The sequence below is a fragment of the Streptomyces afghaniensis genome, from assembly GCF_044327915.1.
GTDB classification, from domain to species: domain Bacteria; phylum Actinomycetota; class Actinomycetes; order Streptomycetales; family Streptomycetaceae; genus Streptomyces; species Streptomyces afghaniensis.
Map to the genome: position 1 here is coordinate 790,622 of NZ_JBIRGJ010000005.1, position 15,436 is coordinate 806,057.

Here is a 15,436-nt window from a genome sequence, read left to right on the forward strand (position 1 = left end):
CACCTCTCCAGAGGAGCCCGGACGTGAAACGACGCAGAACCGCCCTGTTGTCCCTGACGGCCCTGCTGGCGACCGCGCTCACCGCGCTGCCCTCCGCACCGGCCGGGGCCGAAGAGGCCGAGCAGGTCAGGAACGGCACCTTCGACACCACCACGGACCCCTGGTGGGCGACCAGCAACGTCACCGCGGGGCTGTCCGACGGCCGGCTCTGCGCCGACGTCCCCGGCGGCACCACCAACCGCTGGGACGCCGCCGTCGGGCAGAACGACATCACCCTCGTGAAGGGGGAGTCGTACCGCTTCTCCTTCAGCGCGACCGGCACGCCCGCCGGGCACGTCGTGCGGGCGATCGTGGGCCTTTCGGTGTCGCCCTACGACACTTACCACGAGGTGACACCGCAGCTCAGCGTCTCCGGCGACACCTACTCCTACACCTTCACCTCGCCCGTCGACACCACTCAGGGCCAGGTCGGCTTCCAGCTCGGCGGCAGCGCGGATCCCTGGCGCTTCTGCATGGACGACGTCTCCCTGCTCGGCGGGGTGACGCCGGAGCCGTACGAGCCCGACACCGGGCCCCGGGTCCGCGTCAACCAGGTCGCCTATCTGCCTGCCGGGCCGAAGAACGCCACGCTGGTCACCGACGCCACGGCGAAACTGCCCTGGGAGCTGAGGACCTCCGGCGGGAAGGTGGCTGCCCGGGGCACGACCGTGCCGCGCGGCGTCGACGCCTCCTCCGGGCAGAACGTCCACTCGATCGACTTCGGCGCGTACCGCAAGAAGGGCACGGGCCTCACGCTCGTGGCCGACGGCGAGACCAGCCGCCCCTTCGACATCGACGCGAGCGCCTACGAGCGGCTCCGGCTGGACTCGGCGAAGTACTACTACCCCCAGCGCAGCGGCATCGCGATACGCGACGACCTGCGGCCCGGCTATGGCCGCCCGGCCGGGCACGTGGGGGTGGCGCCCAACAAGGGCGACACCGCTGTGCCCTGCCAGCCCGGCGTCTGCGACTACACCCTGGACGTCAGCGGCGGCTGGTACGACGCCGGTGACCACGGCAAGTACGTCGTCAACGGCGGCATCTCCACCTGGGAGGTGCTGAGCACCCACGAACGCGCGCTGCACGCCCGCACCGGCGACCCCGCCAAGCTCGGCGACGGCACGCTCGACATCCCCGAGAGCGGCAACAAGGTCCCCGACATCCTCGACGAGGCCCGCTGGGAGCTGGAGTTCCTGCTCAGGATGCAGGTGCCCGACGGCAAGCCGCTGGCCGGCATGGCCCACCACAAGATGCACGACGAGCAGTGGACCGGACTGCCGCTGCTGCCGAGCGACGACCCGCAGAAGCGCGAGCTGCATCCGCCGTCCACCGCGGCCACCCTGAACCTCGCGGCCACGGCCGCGCAGGCGGCCCGCCTGTACCGGCCCTACGACAAGGCGTTCGCCGACAAGGCACTGGCCGCCGCCCGCAAGGCCTGGTCGGCGGCGCTCGCCCACCCCGACCGCTACGCCTCCGAGAGCGACGGCGTCGGCGGCGGCGCCTACGCCGACAGCGACGTCACCGACGACTTCTACTGGGCGGCGGCCGAGCTGTGCCTCACCACGGGCGAGCAGCCCTTCCAGGAGTACGTCCTGAAGTCGCCGGTCCACACGGCCGACATCTTCGGGCCCATCGGCTTCGACTGGGCCCGCACGGGCGCGGCGGGACGGCTCGACCTCGCCACGGTGCCGAACAAGCTGCCCGGCCGGGACAAGGTCCGCCAGTCCGTCGTCAGGGCCGCCGACCGCTACCTGGCCACGCTGAAGGCACAGCCCTACGGCATGCCGTACGCCCCGGAGGGCAACAAATACGACTGGGGCTCCAGCCACCAGGTCCTCAACAACGCCGTCGTCCTCGCCACCGCGTACGACATCACCGGCGCCTCGAAGTACCGCGACGGCGCGCTCCAGAGCATGGACTACATCCTGGGCCGCAACGCGCTGAACATCTCCTACGTCACCGGCTACGGCGAGGTGAGCGCCCAGAACCAGCACAGCCGCTGGTACGCCCGCCAGCTCGACCCGAGCCAGCCGAACCCGCCGAAGGGCACCCTCGCGGGCGGACCGAACTCGAGCATCCAGGACCCCTACGCACAGAGCAAACTCCAGGGCTGCGTCGGCCAGTTCTGCTACATCGACGACATCCAGTCCTGGTCGACCAACGAGCACACGATCAACTGGAACGCCGCCCTGACCCGCATGGCCGCCTTCGTGGCGGACCAGGGATGACGAGGGGGTGACCCTGCCGCGTGCCGGGGGAGTCCACCGACAGGACGCCCCCGGCACGTGCGCGTAGCCTGGTGTCATGCCAGCGGTGCGGGTCGACGGCATCGAGGTCGCGTACGACCGGGTGGGCCAGGGCCCGCCCCTCGTGCTCGCGCACGGCGCCACGACGGACGCCCGTTTGTTCCGCCCGCAGACCGAGGACCTGGCCGACGAGTTCACCGTCGTCGCCTGGGACGAACCGGGTGCCGGCCGCTCCTCCGACGTAACCCCGTCCTTCACGCTGGCCGACTACGCCCGCTGTCTGGCGGCCGTCATCGAGGACGTGGACCTCGGGCCGGCGCACGTGCTCGGCCTGTCGTGGGGCGGGACCGTGGTGCTGGAGCTCTACCGGCACCACGCCGAGCTCGTCCGGACGCTGCTCCTCGTGGACACCTACGCGGGCTGGAAGGGCTCGCTGCCCCCGGCGGAGGTGCGGTCCCGGGTCGAGGGGGCGGAGCGGATGCTCGCGGTGCCGGCCGAGGAGTTCGCGCCGACCGTGCCCGGCCTGTTCGCCGGGCGTCCACCGGCCGAAGCCGTCCGCCTGCTGTCCGTGATGTCCGCCGAGACCCGGCCCCGGAGCATGCGGACGGAGCTCACCGTCATGGCCGAGGCCGACCAGCGCGACCTGCTGCCCGAGATCACGGTGCCGACCCTGCTGCTGTGGGGCGAACTCGACTCACGCTCGCCGGTGGACCTCGTCGCCCGTCCCCTCCTGGAGGCGATCCCGGACGCCACCCTGGTCGTGCTGCCCGGCACCGGGCACCTCAGCAACATCGAGGCCCCTGAGCCGTTCAACCGGACTGTTCGGGAGTTCTGTCGGGCTCATTCCTGAGCATGAGTTCCGGGGGCCGCTCGTGAGCGGTCAGAGTGTGCAGCCGGGCCCGGTCGAGCGGCTCGTGCACCTCGACGTACTCGCCGTGCGGCAGCCGCTTGATCACGCCGGTCTCCCGGCCGTGCAGCACCAGCTCCCGGTCGCGGAGCTGCAGCCCCAGACAGATCCGGCGGGTGACGACGAAGACGGCCGCCGGGACGGCGAACACCGCGATCCGCACCGCCCAGGTCACCGTGTTGATCGACAGGTGGAGGCGGGTCGCCACGATGTCGTTGCCGCCGCCCGCCAGCAGCACCAGATAGAGGCTGATCCAGGCCGCCCCGATCCCCGTGCGGACCGGCCGGTTGCGCGGCCGGTCCAGCAGATGGTGCTCGTGCCGGTCGCCCGTGAACCTGGCCTCCAGGAACGGGTACACGCCGATGAAGAGCAGCAGCAGCGGGAACACCACGATCGGGATGAACACGCCCAGCACCAGCGTGTGGCCCCACAGCGTGATCTCCCAGCCGGGCATGATCCGCACCAGCCCCTCGGCGAAGCCGAGGTACCAGTCGGGCTGGGCGCCCGTCGACACCTGGTCGGCGCGGTAGGGGCCGTACGACCACACCGGGTTGATCGTCGCCACCGCCGCCATCAGCGCGAGCACCCCGAACACCAGGAAGAAGAAGCCGCCCGCCTTCGCGAGGTACACCGGCATGAAGGGCGCGCCCACGACATTGCGTTCGGTGCGCCCGGGGCCGGCGAACTGCGTGTGCTTGTGGTACACGACCAGCAGCACATGGACGACGATCAGCGCCGCCATCACCCCGGGGATCAGCAGGACGTGCAGTGAGTAGAAGCGGGCCACGATGTCGTCGCCGGGGAACTCGCCGCCGAACAGGAACATCGCCAGGTACGTCCCCACGATCGGCACCGACAGCAGCGCGCCGTGCACGAACCTGAGGCCCGTGCCCGACAGCAGGTCGTCCGGCAGCGAGTAGCCGAACAGGCCCTCGAACAGGCCGAGGAAGAGCAGCAGCCAGCCGAACAGCCAGTTGACCTCCCGCGGCTTGCGGAACGAGCCGGTGAAGAAGTGCCGCATCATGTGCGTCAGCATCCCGGCGACGAAGACCAGCGCCGCCCAGTGGTGCAGCTGCCGGATCAGCAGACCGCCGCGCACGTCAAAGCTGATGTCCAGCGTGGACGCGTACGCCTCGGACATGCGCACGCCGTTCAGCGGGGTGTAACTCCCCTGGTAGGTCACCTCGTTCATCGACGGATGGAAGAACAGCGTCAGGTACACGCCGGTGAGGACCAGCACGACGAAGCTGTACAGGCAGATCTCGCCCAGCAGGAAGGACCAGTGGTCGGGGAAGACCTTGCGCAGGTACTTCCTGCCGAGCGTGTGGGTGCCGAGCCTGCCGTCGAACCAGTCGGCGAGGCGCTCGCCGCGTCCGGCGCTCACGCCGTCTCCCTGGGCAGGTGGGCGAGCTTGTCCGGGTTGGCCACGACGTAGATGCCCCGCACCCGGTCGCCCTCCGGGGTGAGGTCCAGCACCAGGACGGCGAACGGAGCGTCGCCGTCGAACAGCACCGCCGCGTCGTCGCCGTTGACGCGCCGGTAGCGGAACACGGGGTTGCTCGGGCCGCCCCGCCCGGAGGTGAGCAGGCGGGCCACCTTGTCCCGGCCGTGCACCGGGCGCAGACTCGCCGGCCTGCGCTTGCCACCGGCGTCCGTCCAGGCCGTGACGTCCGGCGCGAGGACCTCCATCAGCTCGGCGATGTCCCCGCCGAGCGCCGCCCGCACGAACCGCTCGGTCGCCTCCCGCCGCACCCGCGGATGCGCCTCGTACCGGGGCCGCCGCGCGTTCACATGCTCCCGGGCCCGGTGCGCCAACTGCCGTACGGCGGCGGGGGAGCGGTCGATGATCTCGGCGATCTCGGCGTGCGGATAGCCGAACACCTCGCCCAGGACGAACACGGCCCGCTCCAGCGGGGTCAGCGACTCCAGGACCACCAGCATCGCCAGCGACACCGACTCGGAGCGCAGGGCCGGGCCGTCGGCGGTGTCGGCGCCCTCGTCGGCGACCAGGGGCTCGGGCAGCCACGAGCCCACGTACGTCTCCTGCCTGCGGCTGATCACGGCGCGGCGCCGCAACGCGTGGTTGACCGCCACCCGGACGAGATAGGCCCGGGGGTTGTCGACGCCGGCCAGGGGAGCGCCCCCGCCGCGGGCCGTCCACGACAGCCACGTCTCCTGCAGGACGTCCTCGGTGTCGGCGACACTGCCCAGCATGTTGTAGACGACGCCGAACAGCAGCTCGCGGTGGTCGACGAACACCCCGGTCGCCTCGTCGAGCGGGGCTGCGGTGCCGGGTACGGGTATCTCGGTCATGCGTGGTCCTCCCAGAGACGCGCTCACCACTGCGAGCCGGGCAGGGCCCCGGAATGTGACATCGCACGGTGCGGTGTGATGCAGATCTCAGCGGACGGCCAGGGGAGCACCCCCTTCGGTACCGTCGGCCCGCCCCTCTGACCTGGTGGTATTTACGAGTCAGTACCCGAGCGCTACCGTGAAGGCATGCCAGCTCTCAACGTGGAGTTCAGCGACCGCGAACTTGAGGACCTGCGGCAGATCGCCAAGGAGCGCGGTACGTCCATGAAGGCGCTCGTGCGGGAGGCGGCCGCCGCCGACATAGCCCGCCACCGGGCGCTCCAGGAGGGCGCGGAGGCCTTCCGCAGGTTCTTCGCGACCCACGCCGACGAGTTCGCCGCCGCCTTCCCGGACGACGAACCGCCCGCCAAGGGCGAGGGGCGGGCTGCCTGACCGATGGCACCCGTCCTCCATATCGACGTGCCCTGGCTGCTCCAGCGCCACGAAGAGGTCCTGCCGGACCAGCCCACCATCAATGACTTCTCCGCGTTGGTGGCCGCGGTCGCCCGGCACCGTGTCGACCCGCCCCGCCTCGGCGTGAACTCCGACCCGGCCTGGCGAGCCGCCGCGCTGCTGCACACCATCACGCTGCTGCGGCCGCTGCCCTCGGCCAATGCCCGCTTCGCATGTGCGACGGCCGTGGCGTACATGTTCGTCAGCGGCGTCGGCATCGACCCGCCCTACGGGGCCCTCGTCGACCTCGCCCGCGATCTGATGTCCGGCACGACCGACGTCTACGGCGCGGCGGACCGGCTGCGGTCATGGCAGATCTGAAATGTCGAAAATGGGTGCGACCAGCGCGCGTGCGTTCCTATTTCTGACTTTCTGTCAATGGGCTTGATGTTGCACCGGCGCCTTGTTGGTCGTGTGGGGGTTGTGCAAGAGTGAAACACACGTGCGGGGGGAATGGCCGGGTGTCGCACGCGCTTTGCAGACCGGGTCCGATTCGCCGTCGGTGAATTCGCACCTCCCGCGCCGCGCCAAAAAGGTAGGCACCAACCGGGCTCCTTTTCGGCGTCAGGACTTCTGTGTGCCACATGCGCGTGGGAAGGAACCATCTCAGTGCCCACCCCCCACCCCCCTCGTCCCCCGTATCCCCCGCCCGGCGGGGATCCCGGGGAATCCGATGAATCTCTCGCCGCCCCGCTGAGAGGCAGCCCGGAAGGCGGGGTCGCCGCCCATTCCGTCGCGCTGCTGATGGCGCGGCACTGGCAGCCGGTGTACGAGTACGCGGTCATCTGTCTCGCCTCGTCGGCGCAGGTCGCCGAGATGGTCACGGGGACCGCCTTCCATCGGACCCTGAACCGCCTCGCCTTCGGCGAGTCGGCCGTCGCGCTGCGCCCGGCGCTTCTGGTGACCGTGCGCGACACGGTCCGGGAGTGGTCCGGCGACGATCGAATATCCGCCGTACTGCCGGCGTTGCAGAAACCGGCCGGAGGGCGCGGGCTGCGCGCGGCGACGTCCATGACGCCCGAAAATCGCGTCCTCGCGGAGCGGGCATTTCAGGCACTTCCCGCAGCCGCGCGCTGTTTGCTCTGGCACGTCGAGGTCGAGGCCGATCCTTTAGGCGTCCCGGCCGGTCTGCTGGGCATGGATACCGACATCGCGTCGGCCGCACTCGACCAAGCGCGTGACACATTCCGCGAGGGTTGTGTACATGCCCATCGTGAACTAGCGCCGACCCATGATTGCCGTTTCTACAACCGCCTCCTCGACGTGCCGATCCGTCGGGGTGGCGCTCTGCTGCCCGACGTCCAGGAGCATCTGGCGGAGTGCCGCTACTGCCGGAACGCGGCCGAACAGCTCAGCCATTTCGAGGGCGGGCTGGGCCCGTTGATCGCCGAAGCGGTGCTCGGCTGGGGCGTCCGCCGCTACCTCGACTCGCGTCCGGGCCGGTCCTCGCACGGCACGCGGGGCGGACGCGTGGGCCGGCGCGGCGGAGGGCGCGGTGACGGGCGGCCCGGAGCCGGACGCCACCGCCTGCTGTCCCGGATCCCCGCGCAGGTCCGCCGGGTTCAGGGCGTACGCATCCCCGACGCCCTGCGCTCCTCACGGGCGCTGCTCTCGGGTGTCGGCGCGGTGTCGGCCGGGGTACTGGCGACCGTGCTCATCATCAGCGCGTCGTCCTACGACGGCGGCCAGGCCGACCCGGCCGGCTCCAACAGCGCCGCCGGCGGCAACGGCGCCGGGTCCGCGACCCCGCCCGACACTGCCGGTCTTCCCACGGCACCGGGCGTGACACGGCTGCGCAACGCCGGCGCCGGCCTGTGCCTCGACGTCCGGGACCTGCCGAAGGAGGGCTCGGGGACGAAGCTGGCGGAGTGCTCGACGGCCTGGACCCAGCAGTGGACGTACGAGAACGACGGGCTGCTGCGCAGCGTCGCCGATCCCGGCCTGTGCCTGGACTCGCACAAGGACGCCGGCGTCGTCGTCCTCGGCACCTGCGCCGAGGAGGACGCCGAGCGGGCCGACGACGTGCGCTACGACCTCACCGTGCAAGGGCAGTTGCTGCCCCGCTGGGACGAGCAGCTCGCCCTCGCCTCCACCACCGACGATCCCGGAGCCGACGTCGTCGTCAAGGTCCGCGACCGCTCCGACGCACAGCGCTGGCAGGCCGAGCCCGTGCCCACGACGGCGGGTTCCCTGTCGATCGAGGAGCAGGAGCGGCCGACGGCCCGGCAGGTGACTCTGCCCCACGGCCGCACGGCGTGACCACGGGCCCCCAGGGCTCCGAGCGGGGCTGCGCGGCGTACGCGTCGCGCAGCCCGCTTGTCAGGCCGGGTCCTCGACGAGGTCGGCCGGACCGATCGTGTCCGGTGTGGCGTGGCCCGACAGGGCGAGGGTGAGGTCGAGTTCGGCCAGCAGGCAGCGGATGACGTGTTCGACGCCCGGCCGGCCGTCGAGGCCCAGACCGTAGACGTACGGGCGGCCCACGAGGACGGCGCGGGCGCCGAGGGCGAGTGCCTTGAAGATGTCGTCGCCGGTGCGGATGCCGCTGTCGAAGAGGACGGTGAGCCGGTCGCCGACGGCCTCCGCGACGCGGGGCAGTGCGTCGGCCGCCGCGACGGACCCGGACACCTGGCGCCCGCCGTGGTTGGAGACGACGACGCCGTCCATGCCCGCCTCCGCGGCCTGCCGGGCGTCGTCCGGGTGCAGCACGCCCTTGAGGACGATCGGACCGTCCCAGTTCTCCCGCAGGAACGCCAGGTCCGGCCAGGTCTTCGCCGGGTCGGCGAACATCCCGACGAAGTGCATCACGGCCGCGTTCGGATCCTCGTGCACCGGCTTGGCCAGACCCGCCTGGAAGGCCGGGTCCGAGAAGTAGTTGGCCGTGCCGACGCCGTGCAGGAACGGCAGATACGCCTGGTCGAGATCGCGCGGCCGCCACGCCAGCAGCGGCGTGTCCAGGGTGACCACGAGGACGCTGAATCCGGCCGCCTTCGCCCGGTTCAGGAAACTGCGGGCCACCTCCGGGTCCCTGGGCCAGTACAGCTGGAACCACCGCTCGGCGTCGCCCATCGCCTCGGCGACCTGCTCCATGGGCGTGCTCGACGCGGACGACAGGACGAACGGCACGCCCTGCGCGGCGGCGGCCCGGGCCGCGGCGGACTCGGCGTCCGGGTGCATGATCGACAGTACGCCGACCGGGGCCAGCGCCAGCGGGGCCGGCAGGGCACGGCCCAGCACCTCGGCCGACAGGTCCCGTTCGTGGACGTCCCGCAGCATGCGCGGCACGATCCGACGACGCTCCAGGGCCGCCCGGTTGGCGCGGGCCGTGCTGCCGTTGCCCGCGCTGCCCGCCACATAGCCGACCGGGCCGGGCCCGAGCCGCTGCTCGGTCAGCTCCTCCAGCCGGGTCAGATCGGTGGGCAGCCGCGGTACGGCACCCGTCATCCCGTTCAGATAGATCTCGTACTGGAAGTCCGCCCAGTGCTTGCCCACCGTACGCAGCCGCCTCTCGTCGTCTCCTCGTCGAGACCGTGCTCCGCGGCCGACGATACCGAGCGGTATCGGCGACGGCGGATCAGGGGCGGACCGCCGCGTCCAGGAGGCCGGCGAGTCCGCGTGGCTGCGAGAACATCGGCCAGTGGCCGGTGTCCAGCTCCACCAGCTCCCAGCTGTCGCTCTTGAGGAGCTCGGCCACCGCCGGCATCGGCTCGTCCCCGTCGAGGAGGCACTTCACATACGTCGCCGGGAGCTCGGCCAACGGACGGGTGAGCACGGCCGGTTCCGTGAGTGTGGCACCCGGATGCGGGGAACCGGCGACGATCCGGGCGATCTGCTCGTCCGTCAGTCCCTGCCCCGCGTACTCCGGCGCGCCGGGCGGCGGCCAGAACCCGTCGTGCTCGGCGATCGACTGCCGTACGTGGCCGCTCGGCCAGCCCGACAGGAACGACTCCCCGTCCACGGGCACGTTCGCGTCGACGAACACCACGCGCCGCAGCCGGTCCCCGATCCGCGCGGCGGCCTGCCCCACCGGTATGCCCGCGTAGCTGTGCCCCACGAGGACGACGTCTCGCAGGCCGAGGCGCTCCACCTCGTCGACGATGTCCCGCACGTGCGTCTGCTGCCCGGCCGCCACACCCTGCTTCTCGGCGAGGCCCGACAGCGTCAGCGGATGGACGTCATGCCCGGCGCCGCGCAGCTCCGCGGCCACCTCGTCCCACGCCCACGCCCCGAGCCATGTCCCCGCCACCAGTACGAAGTTGGTCATGCCGGCAACTTAGCCGAAGGGTCTGACAACGCTCCCTCGGCGCCGGGCCCGGTGATCGGCGGCACCGGCACCTCGACGGTCCGGGCCAGCCGCGCGCCCTCGGGTCCGTACACCGCCCGGGGTTCGGGGAACAGCCACAGCAACGTCAGGAACAGCACCGCCGCCACGACCAGCGACACGGGCAGTCCGATGTCGACGCCGTTCGCGAGGTCGCCGAGCGGCCCGACGAACTGCCCGGGCATGTTGGTGAACAGCACGCCGGTCAGCGCCGAGATCCACCAGGCGGTCATGCCCCGCCAGTTCCAGCCGTGCGCGAACCAGTAACGGCCGCCGCGCTGACGGCGGTTGAAGACCTGGAGCGCCTCCGGGTCGTACCAGCCGCGCCGGGTCCAGTAGCCCAGCATCATCACGACCATCCACGGCGTGGTGCAGGTGATGATCACCGTGGCGAAGGTGGAGATGGACCGCACGAGGTCGAGCCCGAACCGGCCGGCGAAGATGAACCCGGTCGACACCGCGCCGACCAGCAGTGTCGCCTGGACCCGGGACAGCCTCGGGAACACGGACGAGAAGTCGAGCCCGGTCCCGTACAGCGCCGTGGTGCCCGTCGCCATGCCGCCGATCAGCGCGAGCAGGCAGACCGGCAGGAAGAACCAGCCCGGCGAGATCGCGAGCAGGCCGCCCACGAAGTCGGGGGCCGCCGGATCGACGTACCGCGGCGCCTTGTCCGCGATGATGCTCGCCGTCGTCAGGCCGAACAGGAACGGCAGCAGCGTCGCGAGCTGCGACAGGAACGCGGCCCCCAGCACCTTCCGGCGCGGGGTGCTCGCCGGGATGTAGCGCGACCAGTCGCCGAGGAACGCCCCGAACGACACCGGGTTCGACAGCACGATCAGCGCCGCCCCGATGAACGAGGGCCAGAACAGGGCCGTCGTCGCCGCGTCCGCCGAGTCGGTGAAGACGCCCGCGTACGAGGGGTCGAAGTCCCCCGCGAACGCCACGGCGCCGAGCAGGAACAGCGCGCTCGCCGAAGTCACCGCGATCTTGTTGACGAACAGCATGAAGCGGAAGCCGTAGACGCACACTGCGAGGACCAGTACCACGAACGCGGCGTACGCGACGGCGTAGGACAGGTCGCTCCGGTGGAGGCCGAACAGCCGGTGGGCGCCGCCGACCAGGGCGTCGCCGGAGCTCCACACCGAGATGGAGAAGAACGCGACGGCCGTCAGCAGGGACAGGAACGAGCCGACCACGCGGCCGTGCACGCCCAGGTGCGCCGACGACGACACGGCGTTGTTGGTGCCGTTGACCGGGCCGAACACCGCCATCGGGCACAGGATGAGCGCGCCCGCGACGACCCCGAGCAGCGTGGCCGCGAGGCCCTGCCAGAAGGAGAGGCCGAACAGGATCGGGAAGGCGCCGAGGACGCAGGTGGAGAAGGTGTTGGCGCCGCCGAAGGCGAGCCGGAACAGGTCCAGCGGGGTGGCGGTGCGCTCGGCGTCGGGGATGCGGTCGACACCGTGGGTCTCGACCTCCGTCAGGGACGGGGCAGACGCGGCGGGGGAGGGGCGGTCGGCGCCCGGGGGACAGTCGGCCGGCGAGGACAAGAGGGCTCCAGCGGGGACGGGGGCGGTGGAGCGCGGGATGGCGCGGCGGCAGGGCGGACGGCCGCTCGCCGGCGCGAGGGTGTGCGACGGCGTGCGGATCCGGTCCTCTGGGGTGCTGCCGACGGTAGGGCGCCGCGGGCGAACGACACCAGAGGACGGTTCATCCATTCTCGGTGCTGTGAGTGGACCAATCCTCCACTCTGTGGTCACTCCTCGTCATCCGTGTGCTCAGCGTGATCCGCTTGATCCGGCTCGGCGTCCGGCCCCTGGGCCCGGACCCGCTGCACGTGTTCGAGGGAGTCGCGCAACTCCGCGAGCCAGTCGTCGGTGTGGCGCTGGACCAGGCGCACGCACCAGGCCAGCGCGTCGCTGCGGCTGCGGGCGACGCCGCCGGCGATCAGGGTGTCGAGGACCTGGCGCTCCGGCTGGCGCAGCCGCGTCATGACGGGTGCGGCCACGTGCGTGAAGAGCGTCCGCCGCCCGCCGCACTCCACACCCCAGGACACCTTCCGGCGGAACCGGTGCTCGGCCTCCCGGGCCACGGCCATCCGGTCCTCGCGCGTGCGTTCCCGGAACTCCTGCACCCGGCTCTCCAGGGCCGCCTCCCGCTCGGCGGCCGGGGCGTCCTCGGCCAGCCGGGGTTCGGGGATGCGGCCGATGACGGTGATCTCCTCGCGGTCGACCGTGACCTCGGTCAGTTCCTCGAAGAGGTCGTCGGGAAGGCGGCCGGCGAACCAGCCGCGCAGTTTCTCTCGCTGCTCTGTCGTAATCATGTAATGACGATTACTCGACCCGAGCATGAACACAAGGGGTAAGAAAGCAGTCGGCCCAGAGCGGAATCGGAATGTTTCAGGCCTATTAACGAGCATGCGGGAATCGGCCATCTGGCCGCTTCGTGTCCCCGGGGCCCGTGCGGTTACGGGCTTCGCGCGGGCGGATTCCGTAACTTCGCGCCACTGATTCAATACGCAAGGTTACTGAAACCCGTGGGGTCGATGTGTGCTTCCGCGGCGGACTCGGCAGACTCGCGTTCGCCGTCCCGGGCACCGACCGAGCACGGGCCGGCACACCCTGTAATCGAGCGGAAGGATGCACACAATGCGGAACACCGCGCGCTGGGCCATGACCCTCGGACTGACGGCCACAGCCGTCTGCGGACCCCTCACCGGGGCCGCCCTCGCCACTCCGGGTCAGGCCCCCACCGCGCTCTACGCCCCGTCGGCCCTCGTCCTCACGGTGGGCCACGGTGAGAGCGCGGCCGCCGCGACTCCGGAACGCGCGGTCACCCTGACCTGTGCCCCGACGCCCTCCGGCACGCACCCGGTCGCCGGCTCCGCCTGCGCGGAACTGCGCGGCGTCGGCGGTGACATCCACGCCCTGACCGCGAGGGGCGGCGTGATGTGCACCAAGCAGTACGACCCGGTGGTCGTCACCGTCGACGGTGTCTGGCAGGGCCAGCGGGTCTCGTACGAACGCACGTTCTCCAACGAGTGCGTGAAGAACGCCTACGGTTCCGGCGTCTTCGCGTTCTGAGGGACCGGGATCGCGCTGTTCCCGTGAGGTACAGCGGTTCGAGGCTGGGGAGCCGGGCCGCTGTCGCGGGGATTTGCGATCTCGTACAAGGGGGCCGGCGGGCGGAGTGGGGCCATCCGCCGGCCCCTGGACTCACCGGCCACCGCGACCGGGCTCAGGCCCGGTCGCGGTGGCTCGTGTCGCACCACGGATAGCGGCGGCTGCGGCGGCAGGTGCACAGGGCCACGCGGAAGCGGTCCGAGGTGACGACGGAACCGTCCTCCAGTTCCACCTCCACCGGGCCCTCCACCAGCAGCGGGCCCTTGCGCTGAACTGTGACGCGGCGCGGCGCCGCGGACCGGTCAGACGGGGAGTTCGGCACGGACGACCACCAGCTCTTCCTTGTCCTCGGCGGCGGACAGCAGCCCCCGCTCCCGCAGCCAGCGTTCCCGGCCGCGCAGCACCGGGCCGAACGCGATCCGCCGCCGGCGCGTCACCGCGGCCTTCAGGCCCGACGAGCGCAGCCGGCCGACGGTCAGGTCCGGGCCGCTGAGCGCGGACTGCACCAGCAGCAGCACCCCGCCCGGACGCAGCAGGTCAGGTGCCTTCCGGCAGATCCGGTCCACGACCAGCCGCCCGTCGTCGCCCGCGTCCCAGGCGCGGGCCGCGCCACGCGGCCGTCGGGTGCCGTCCGGCGCCGGCACGTACGGCGGATTGGCCAGGATCAGGTCGAACGACTCGCCGCGCACCGGATCGAAGAGGTTCCCGTGCCGGATGCGGACCGGGAGCCCCGCCCGCACAGCGTTCAGCCGTGCGGCCCACACCGCCTTGCGGGACACGTCCACCGCGGTCACGCGGAAGCCCCGGCGCGCGGCCTCCAGGGCCAGGGCGCCGGTGCCGGTGCCGACGTCCAGGACCTCCGCGCCGGGCGGCAACGGCTCGTCGAACAGAGCTCCGGCCAGCAGCTCGGTGTCCTCCTGCGGGGCGTACACGCCCGGGGGTACCAGTGGGTTCACGGCGCTCGGGTACCCGGGCATTCAGGAGATATAGGTAGTTTCACGCTCAAGCGGTGCACACAGTGATGAACGTGACGCACGCCAATCGGCGAGCAGCCGGGCCCCGAAGCGGTCCTCGGCGAACCCGGTGGCATCGATCCCGAACGCGACATCCGGGGCGAGGTGCGGCTCGGCCTCCAGCAGACCGCCGATGACCTCGTGGCGCACCACCTGCTCGTGCACCGCGTCGGCCTCGACGTGCTCGTCGTAGAAGTGCTCAGCCGCCCGCCCGGCGCCGGTGCGGCGCATCGCCTCGGCGAGCCGCCGCGAACCCGGCGACGAGGTGATCTCGACCGTCGCGAAGTGGCCGACCAGGGCGCCTCTGAGGGCCCGGTGCAGGCCGAAGAGGGACATGAGGTTCACCGTGACCAGGGCTTCCGCGGACGCCGCGGCCAGATAGCGGCCGTACGTGGTGTCCAGGCCCAGGTCCGTCATCAGGTCGGCGAACAGCCGGGCGTGCACGCGGTCGGCCCGGCCACCGCCCCACTCGTCGAACTCCACCGCCGCCATCCCCGCCTTGGCCCGGCCCCACAGCCGCGGCAGCACCCAGGCGTGCGGGTCCGCCTCCTTGAGGTGGTACAGGGAGCGCTGGGCCGCGTACTCGCGCAGGTGCCACAGCTCGCCCTCGTCCCGCAGGAAGTGGCTGACGCCCGTGCCGTCGACGGGCTCGACCAGGAGGTCCGCCAGCGCCTCGTCCACGCTGTCGTGGACCCGGGCGTCGGAGCGCAGGGCGGACAGGAAGCGGTGCTCCAGGGCCGCCCGGGTGCGCAGCAGCTCGGGGTCCCACTCGTGGTCGGGGGACACCCCCGCGAACCCGCGGTAGTGCAGCTCGTAGCACAGGTACAGGGCCAGCTGGAGATCACCGCCGTACACCGCGGCCCGGGCGACGTCCTCCAGGCGGGGCAGCCGGCCCGCGCCCCGCAGGTACGCCTCCACGCCCCCGCTCAGCGGTCCGCGCGGGGCGGGCAGTCCTGGTTCTCCACGGTCGTGCTCCATGCGCGCCG

Annotated in this window: 15 protein-coding genes; 6 read left to right on the forward strand and 9 right to left on the reverse strand. The window is 71.7% G+C overall.

Annotation, left to right across the window (positions count from 1 at the left end; all coding sequences use genetic code 11):
• Positions 1–23: 23 nt before the first annotated feature.
• Together ACH4G3_RS22170 and ACH4G3_RS22175 are read left to right on the forward strand one after the other, a co-directional pair.
• On the forward strand, positions 24–2,267 hold the full coding sequence (locus ACH4G3_RS22170) for a glycoside hydrolase family 9 protein (RefSeq protein WP_397626118.1): 2,244 nt from the start codon (positions 24–26) through the stop codon (positions 2,265–2,267).
• Positions 2,268–2,343: 76 nt separating this feature from the next.
• Entirely contained in the window at positions 2,344–3,135 is a 792-nt protein-coding gene (locus ACH4G3_RS22175; RefSeq protein WP_397626119.1) for an alpha/beta fold hydrolase, read from the forward strand.
• Here ACH4G3_RS22175 and qcrB read toward each other — a convergent pair.
• Together qcrB and ACH4G3_RS22185 are read right to left on the reverse strand one after the other, a co-directional pair.
• Positions 3,095–4,576: a cytochrome bc1 complex cytochrome b subunit gene (gene qcrB / locus ACH4G3_RS22180; protein ID WP_397626120.1), complete on the reverse strand. Its 1,482-nt coding sequence runs from the start codon at positions 4,574–4,576 to the stop codon at positions 3,095–3,097. The genes ACH4G3_RS22175 and qcrB overlap by 41 nt on opposite strands.
• Positions 4,573–5,505 carry a sigma-70 family RNA polymerase sigma factor gene (locus tag ACH4G3_RS22185; protein WP_397626121.1) on the reverse strand — a complete coding sequence of 311 codons (933 nt, stop codon included), beginning with the start codon at positions 5,503–5,505 and terminating at the stop codon, positions 4,573–4,575. The genes qcrB and ACH4G3_RS22185 overlap by 4 nt, the downstream gene beginning before the upstream one ends.
• Positions 5,506–5,691: 186 nt before the next feature.
• On the opposite strand from ACH4G3_RS22185, the gene ACH4G3_RS22190 reads away from it, so the two are divergent.
• The 3 genes from ACH4G3_RS22190 to ACH4G3_RS22200 all read left to right on the forward strand — a co-directional run bounded on the left by ACH4G3_RS22190 (position 5,692) and on the right by ACH4G3_RS22200 (position 8,256).
• Positions 5,692–5,937 carry a hypothetical protein gene (locus ACH4G3_RS22190; RefSeq protein WP_030845137.1) on the forward strand — a complete coding sequence of 82 codons (246 nt, stop codon included), beginning with the start codon at positions 5,692–5,694 and terminating at the stop codon, positions 5,935–5,937.
• Positions 5,938–5,940: 3 nt separating this feature from the next.
• Entirely contained in the window at positions 5,941–6,318 is a 378-nt protein-coding gene (locus tag ACH4G3_RS22195) for a hypothetical protein (RefSeq protein ID WP_029181218.1), read from the forward strand.
• Between the two features lie 288 nt (positions 6,319–6,606).
• The gene (locus tag ACH4G3_RS22200) at positions 6,607–8,256 is read left to right on the forward strand and encodes an RICIN domain-containing protein (RefSeq protein WP_397626122.1); all 1,650 of its coding nucleotides are present in this window, start codon (positions 6,607–6,609) and stop codon (positions 8,254–8,256) included.
• Between the two features lie 60 nt (positions 8,257–8,316).
• Here the strand turns inward: ACH4G3_RS22200 and ACH4G3_RS22205 are convergent, their stop codons facing one another.
• From ACH4G3_RS22205 to ACH4G3_RS22220, 4 genes are all read right to left on the reverse strand, one after another.
• Complete coding sequence (locus ACH4G3_RS22205) at positions 8,317–9,486, reverse strand: lactate 2-monooxygenase (RefSeq protein WP_397626123.1); 1,170 nt, start codon at positions 9,484–9,486, stop codon at positions 8,317–8,319.
• A gap of 82 nt (positions 9,487–9,568) precedes the next feature.
• Entirely contained in the window at positions 9,569–10,258 is a 690-nt protein-coding gene (locus tag ACH4G3_RS22210; protein ID WP_397626124.1) for an alpha/beta fold hydrolase, read from the reverse strand.
• Positions 10,255–11,865 (reverse strand): purine-cytosine permease family protein, encoded by a 1,611-nt coding sequence (locus ACH4G3_RS22215; protein ID WP_397626125.1) that lies wholly within the window; start codon positions 11,863–11,865, stop codon positions 10,255–10,257. The genes ACH4G3_RS22210 and ACH4G3_RS22215 overlap by 4 nt, the downstream gene beginning before the upstream one ends.
• Positions 11,866–12,071: 206 nt before the next feature.
• Entirely contained in the window at positions 12,072–12,638 is a 567-nt protein-coding gene (locus ACH4G3_RS22220) for a hypothetical protein (protein ID WP_397626126.1), read from the reverse strand.
• Between the two features lie 325 nt (positions 12,639–12,963).
• On the opposite strand from ACH4G3_RS22220, the gene ACH4G3_RS22225 reads away from it, so the two are divergent.
• A complete protein-coding gene (locus ACH4G3_RS22225; RefSeq protein WP_397626127.1) occupies positions 12,964–13,398 on the forward strand; it encodes a protease inhibitor in 435 nt (144 codons plus the stop codon).
• A 154-nt stretch (positions 13,399–13,552) separates the two neighbouring features.
• Here ACH4G3_RS22225 and ACH4G3_RS22230 read toward each other — a convergent pair whose 3' ends face one another.
• Genes ACH4G3_RS22230 through ACH4G3_RS22240 form a run of 3 tightly spaced genes read right to left on the reverse strand, consistent with a single transcriptional unit; the run spans position 13,553 to position 15,428 of the window.
• Complete coding sequence (locus ACH4G3_RS22230) at positions 13,553–13,759, reverse strand: CDGSH iron-sulfur domain-containing protein (protein WP_003994890.1); 207 nt, start codon at positions 13,757–13,759, stop codon at positions 13,553–13,555.
• Positions 13,740–14,414 (reverse strand): HemK2/MTQ2 family protein methyltransferase, encoded by a 675-nt coding sequence (locus ACH4G3_RS22235; protein ID WP_397626128.1) that lies wholly within the window; start codon positions 14,412–14,414, stop codon positions 13,740–13,742. Before ACH4G3_RS22235 ends, ACH4G3_RS22230 begins: the two co-directional genes overlap by 20 nt.
• Complete coding sequence (locus tag ACH4G3_RS22240) at positions 14,415–15,428, reverse strand: iron-containing redox enzyme family protein (protein ID WP_397626129.1); 1,014 nt, start codon at positions 15,426–15,428, stop codon at positions 14,415–14,417. It lies immediately after the preceding gene.
• Positions 15,429–15,436: the final 8 nt, after the last annotated feature.

Coding starts and splice junctions, on each gene's coding strand:
- ACH4G3_RS22175 (WP_397626119.1), top strand. CDS start 2,344: ATGCCAGCGGTGCGGGTCGACGGCATCGAGGTCGCGTACGACCGGGTG.
- ACH4G3_RS22185 (WP_397626121.1), bottom strand. CDS start 5,505: ATGACCGAGATACCCGTACCCGGCACCGCAGCCCCGCTCGACGAGGCG.
- ACH4G3_RS22190 (WP_030845137.1), top strand. CDS start 5,692: ATGCCAGCTCTCAACGTGGAGTTCAGCGACCGCGAACTTGAGGACCTG.
- ACH4G3_RS22195 (WP_029181218.1), top strand. CDS start 5,941: ATGGCACCCGTCCTCCATATCGACGTGCCCTGGCTGCTCCAGCGCCAC.
- ACH4G3_RS22210 (WP_397626124.1), bottom strand. CDS start 10,258: ATGACCAACTTCGTACTGGTGGCGGGGACATGGCTCGGGGCGTGGGCG.
- ACH4G3_RS22220 (WP_397626126.1), bottom strand. CDS start 12,638: ATGATTACGACAGAGCAGCGAGAGAAACTGCGCGGCTGGTTCGCCGGC.
- ACH4G3_RS22225 (WP_397626127.1), top strand. CDS start 12,964: ATGCGGAACACCGCGCGCTGGGCCATGACCCTCGGACTGACGGCCACA.
- ACH4G3_RS22235 (WP_397626128.1), bottom strand. CDS start 14,414: ATGCCCGGGTACCCGAGCGCCGTGAACCCACTGGTACCCCCGGGCGTG.
- ACH4G3_RS22240 (WP_397626129.1), bottom strand. CDS start 15,428: ATGGAGCACGACCGTGGAGAACCAGGACTGCCCGCCCCGCGCGGACCG.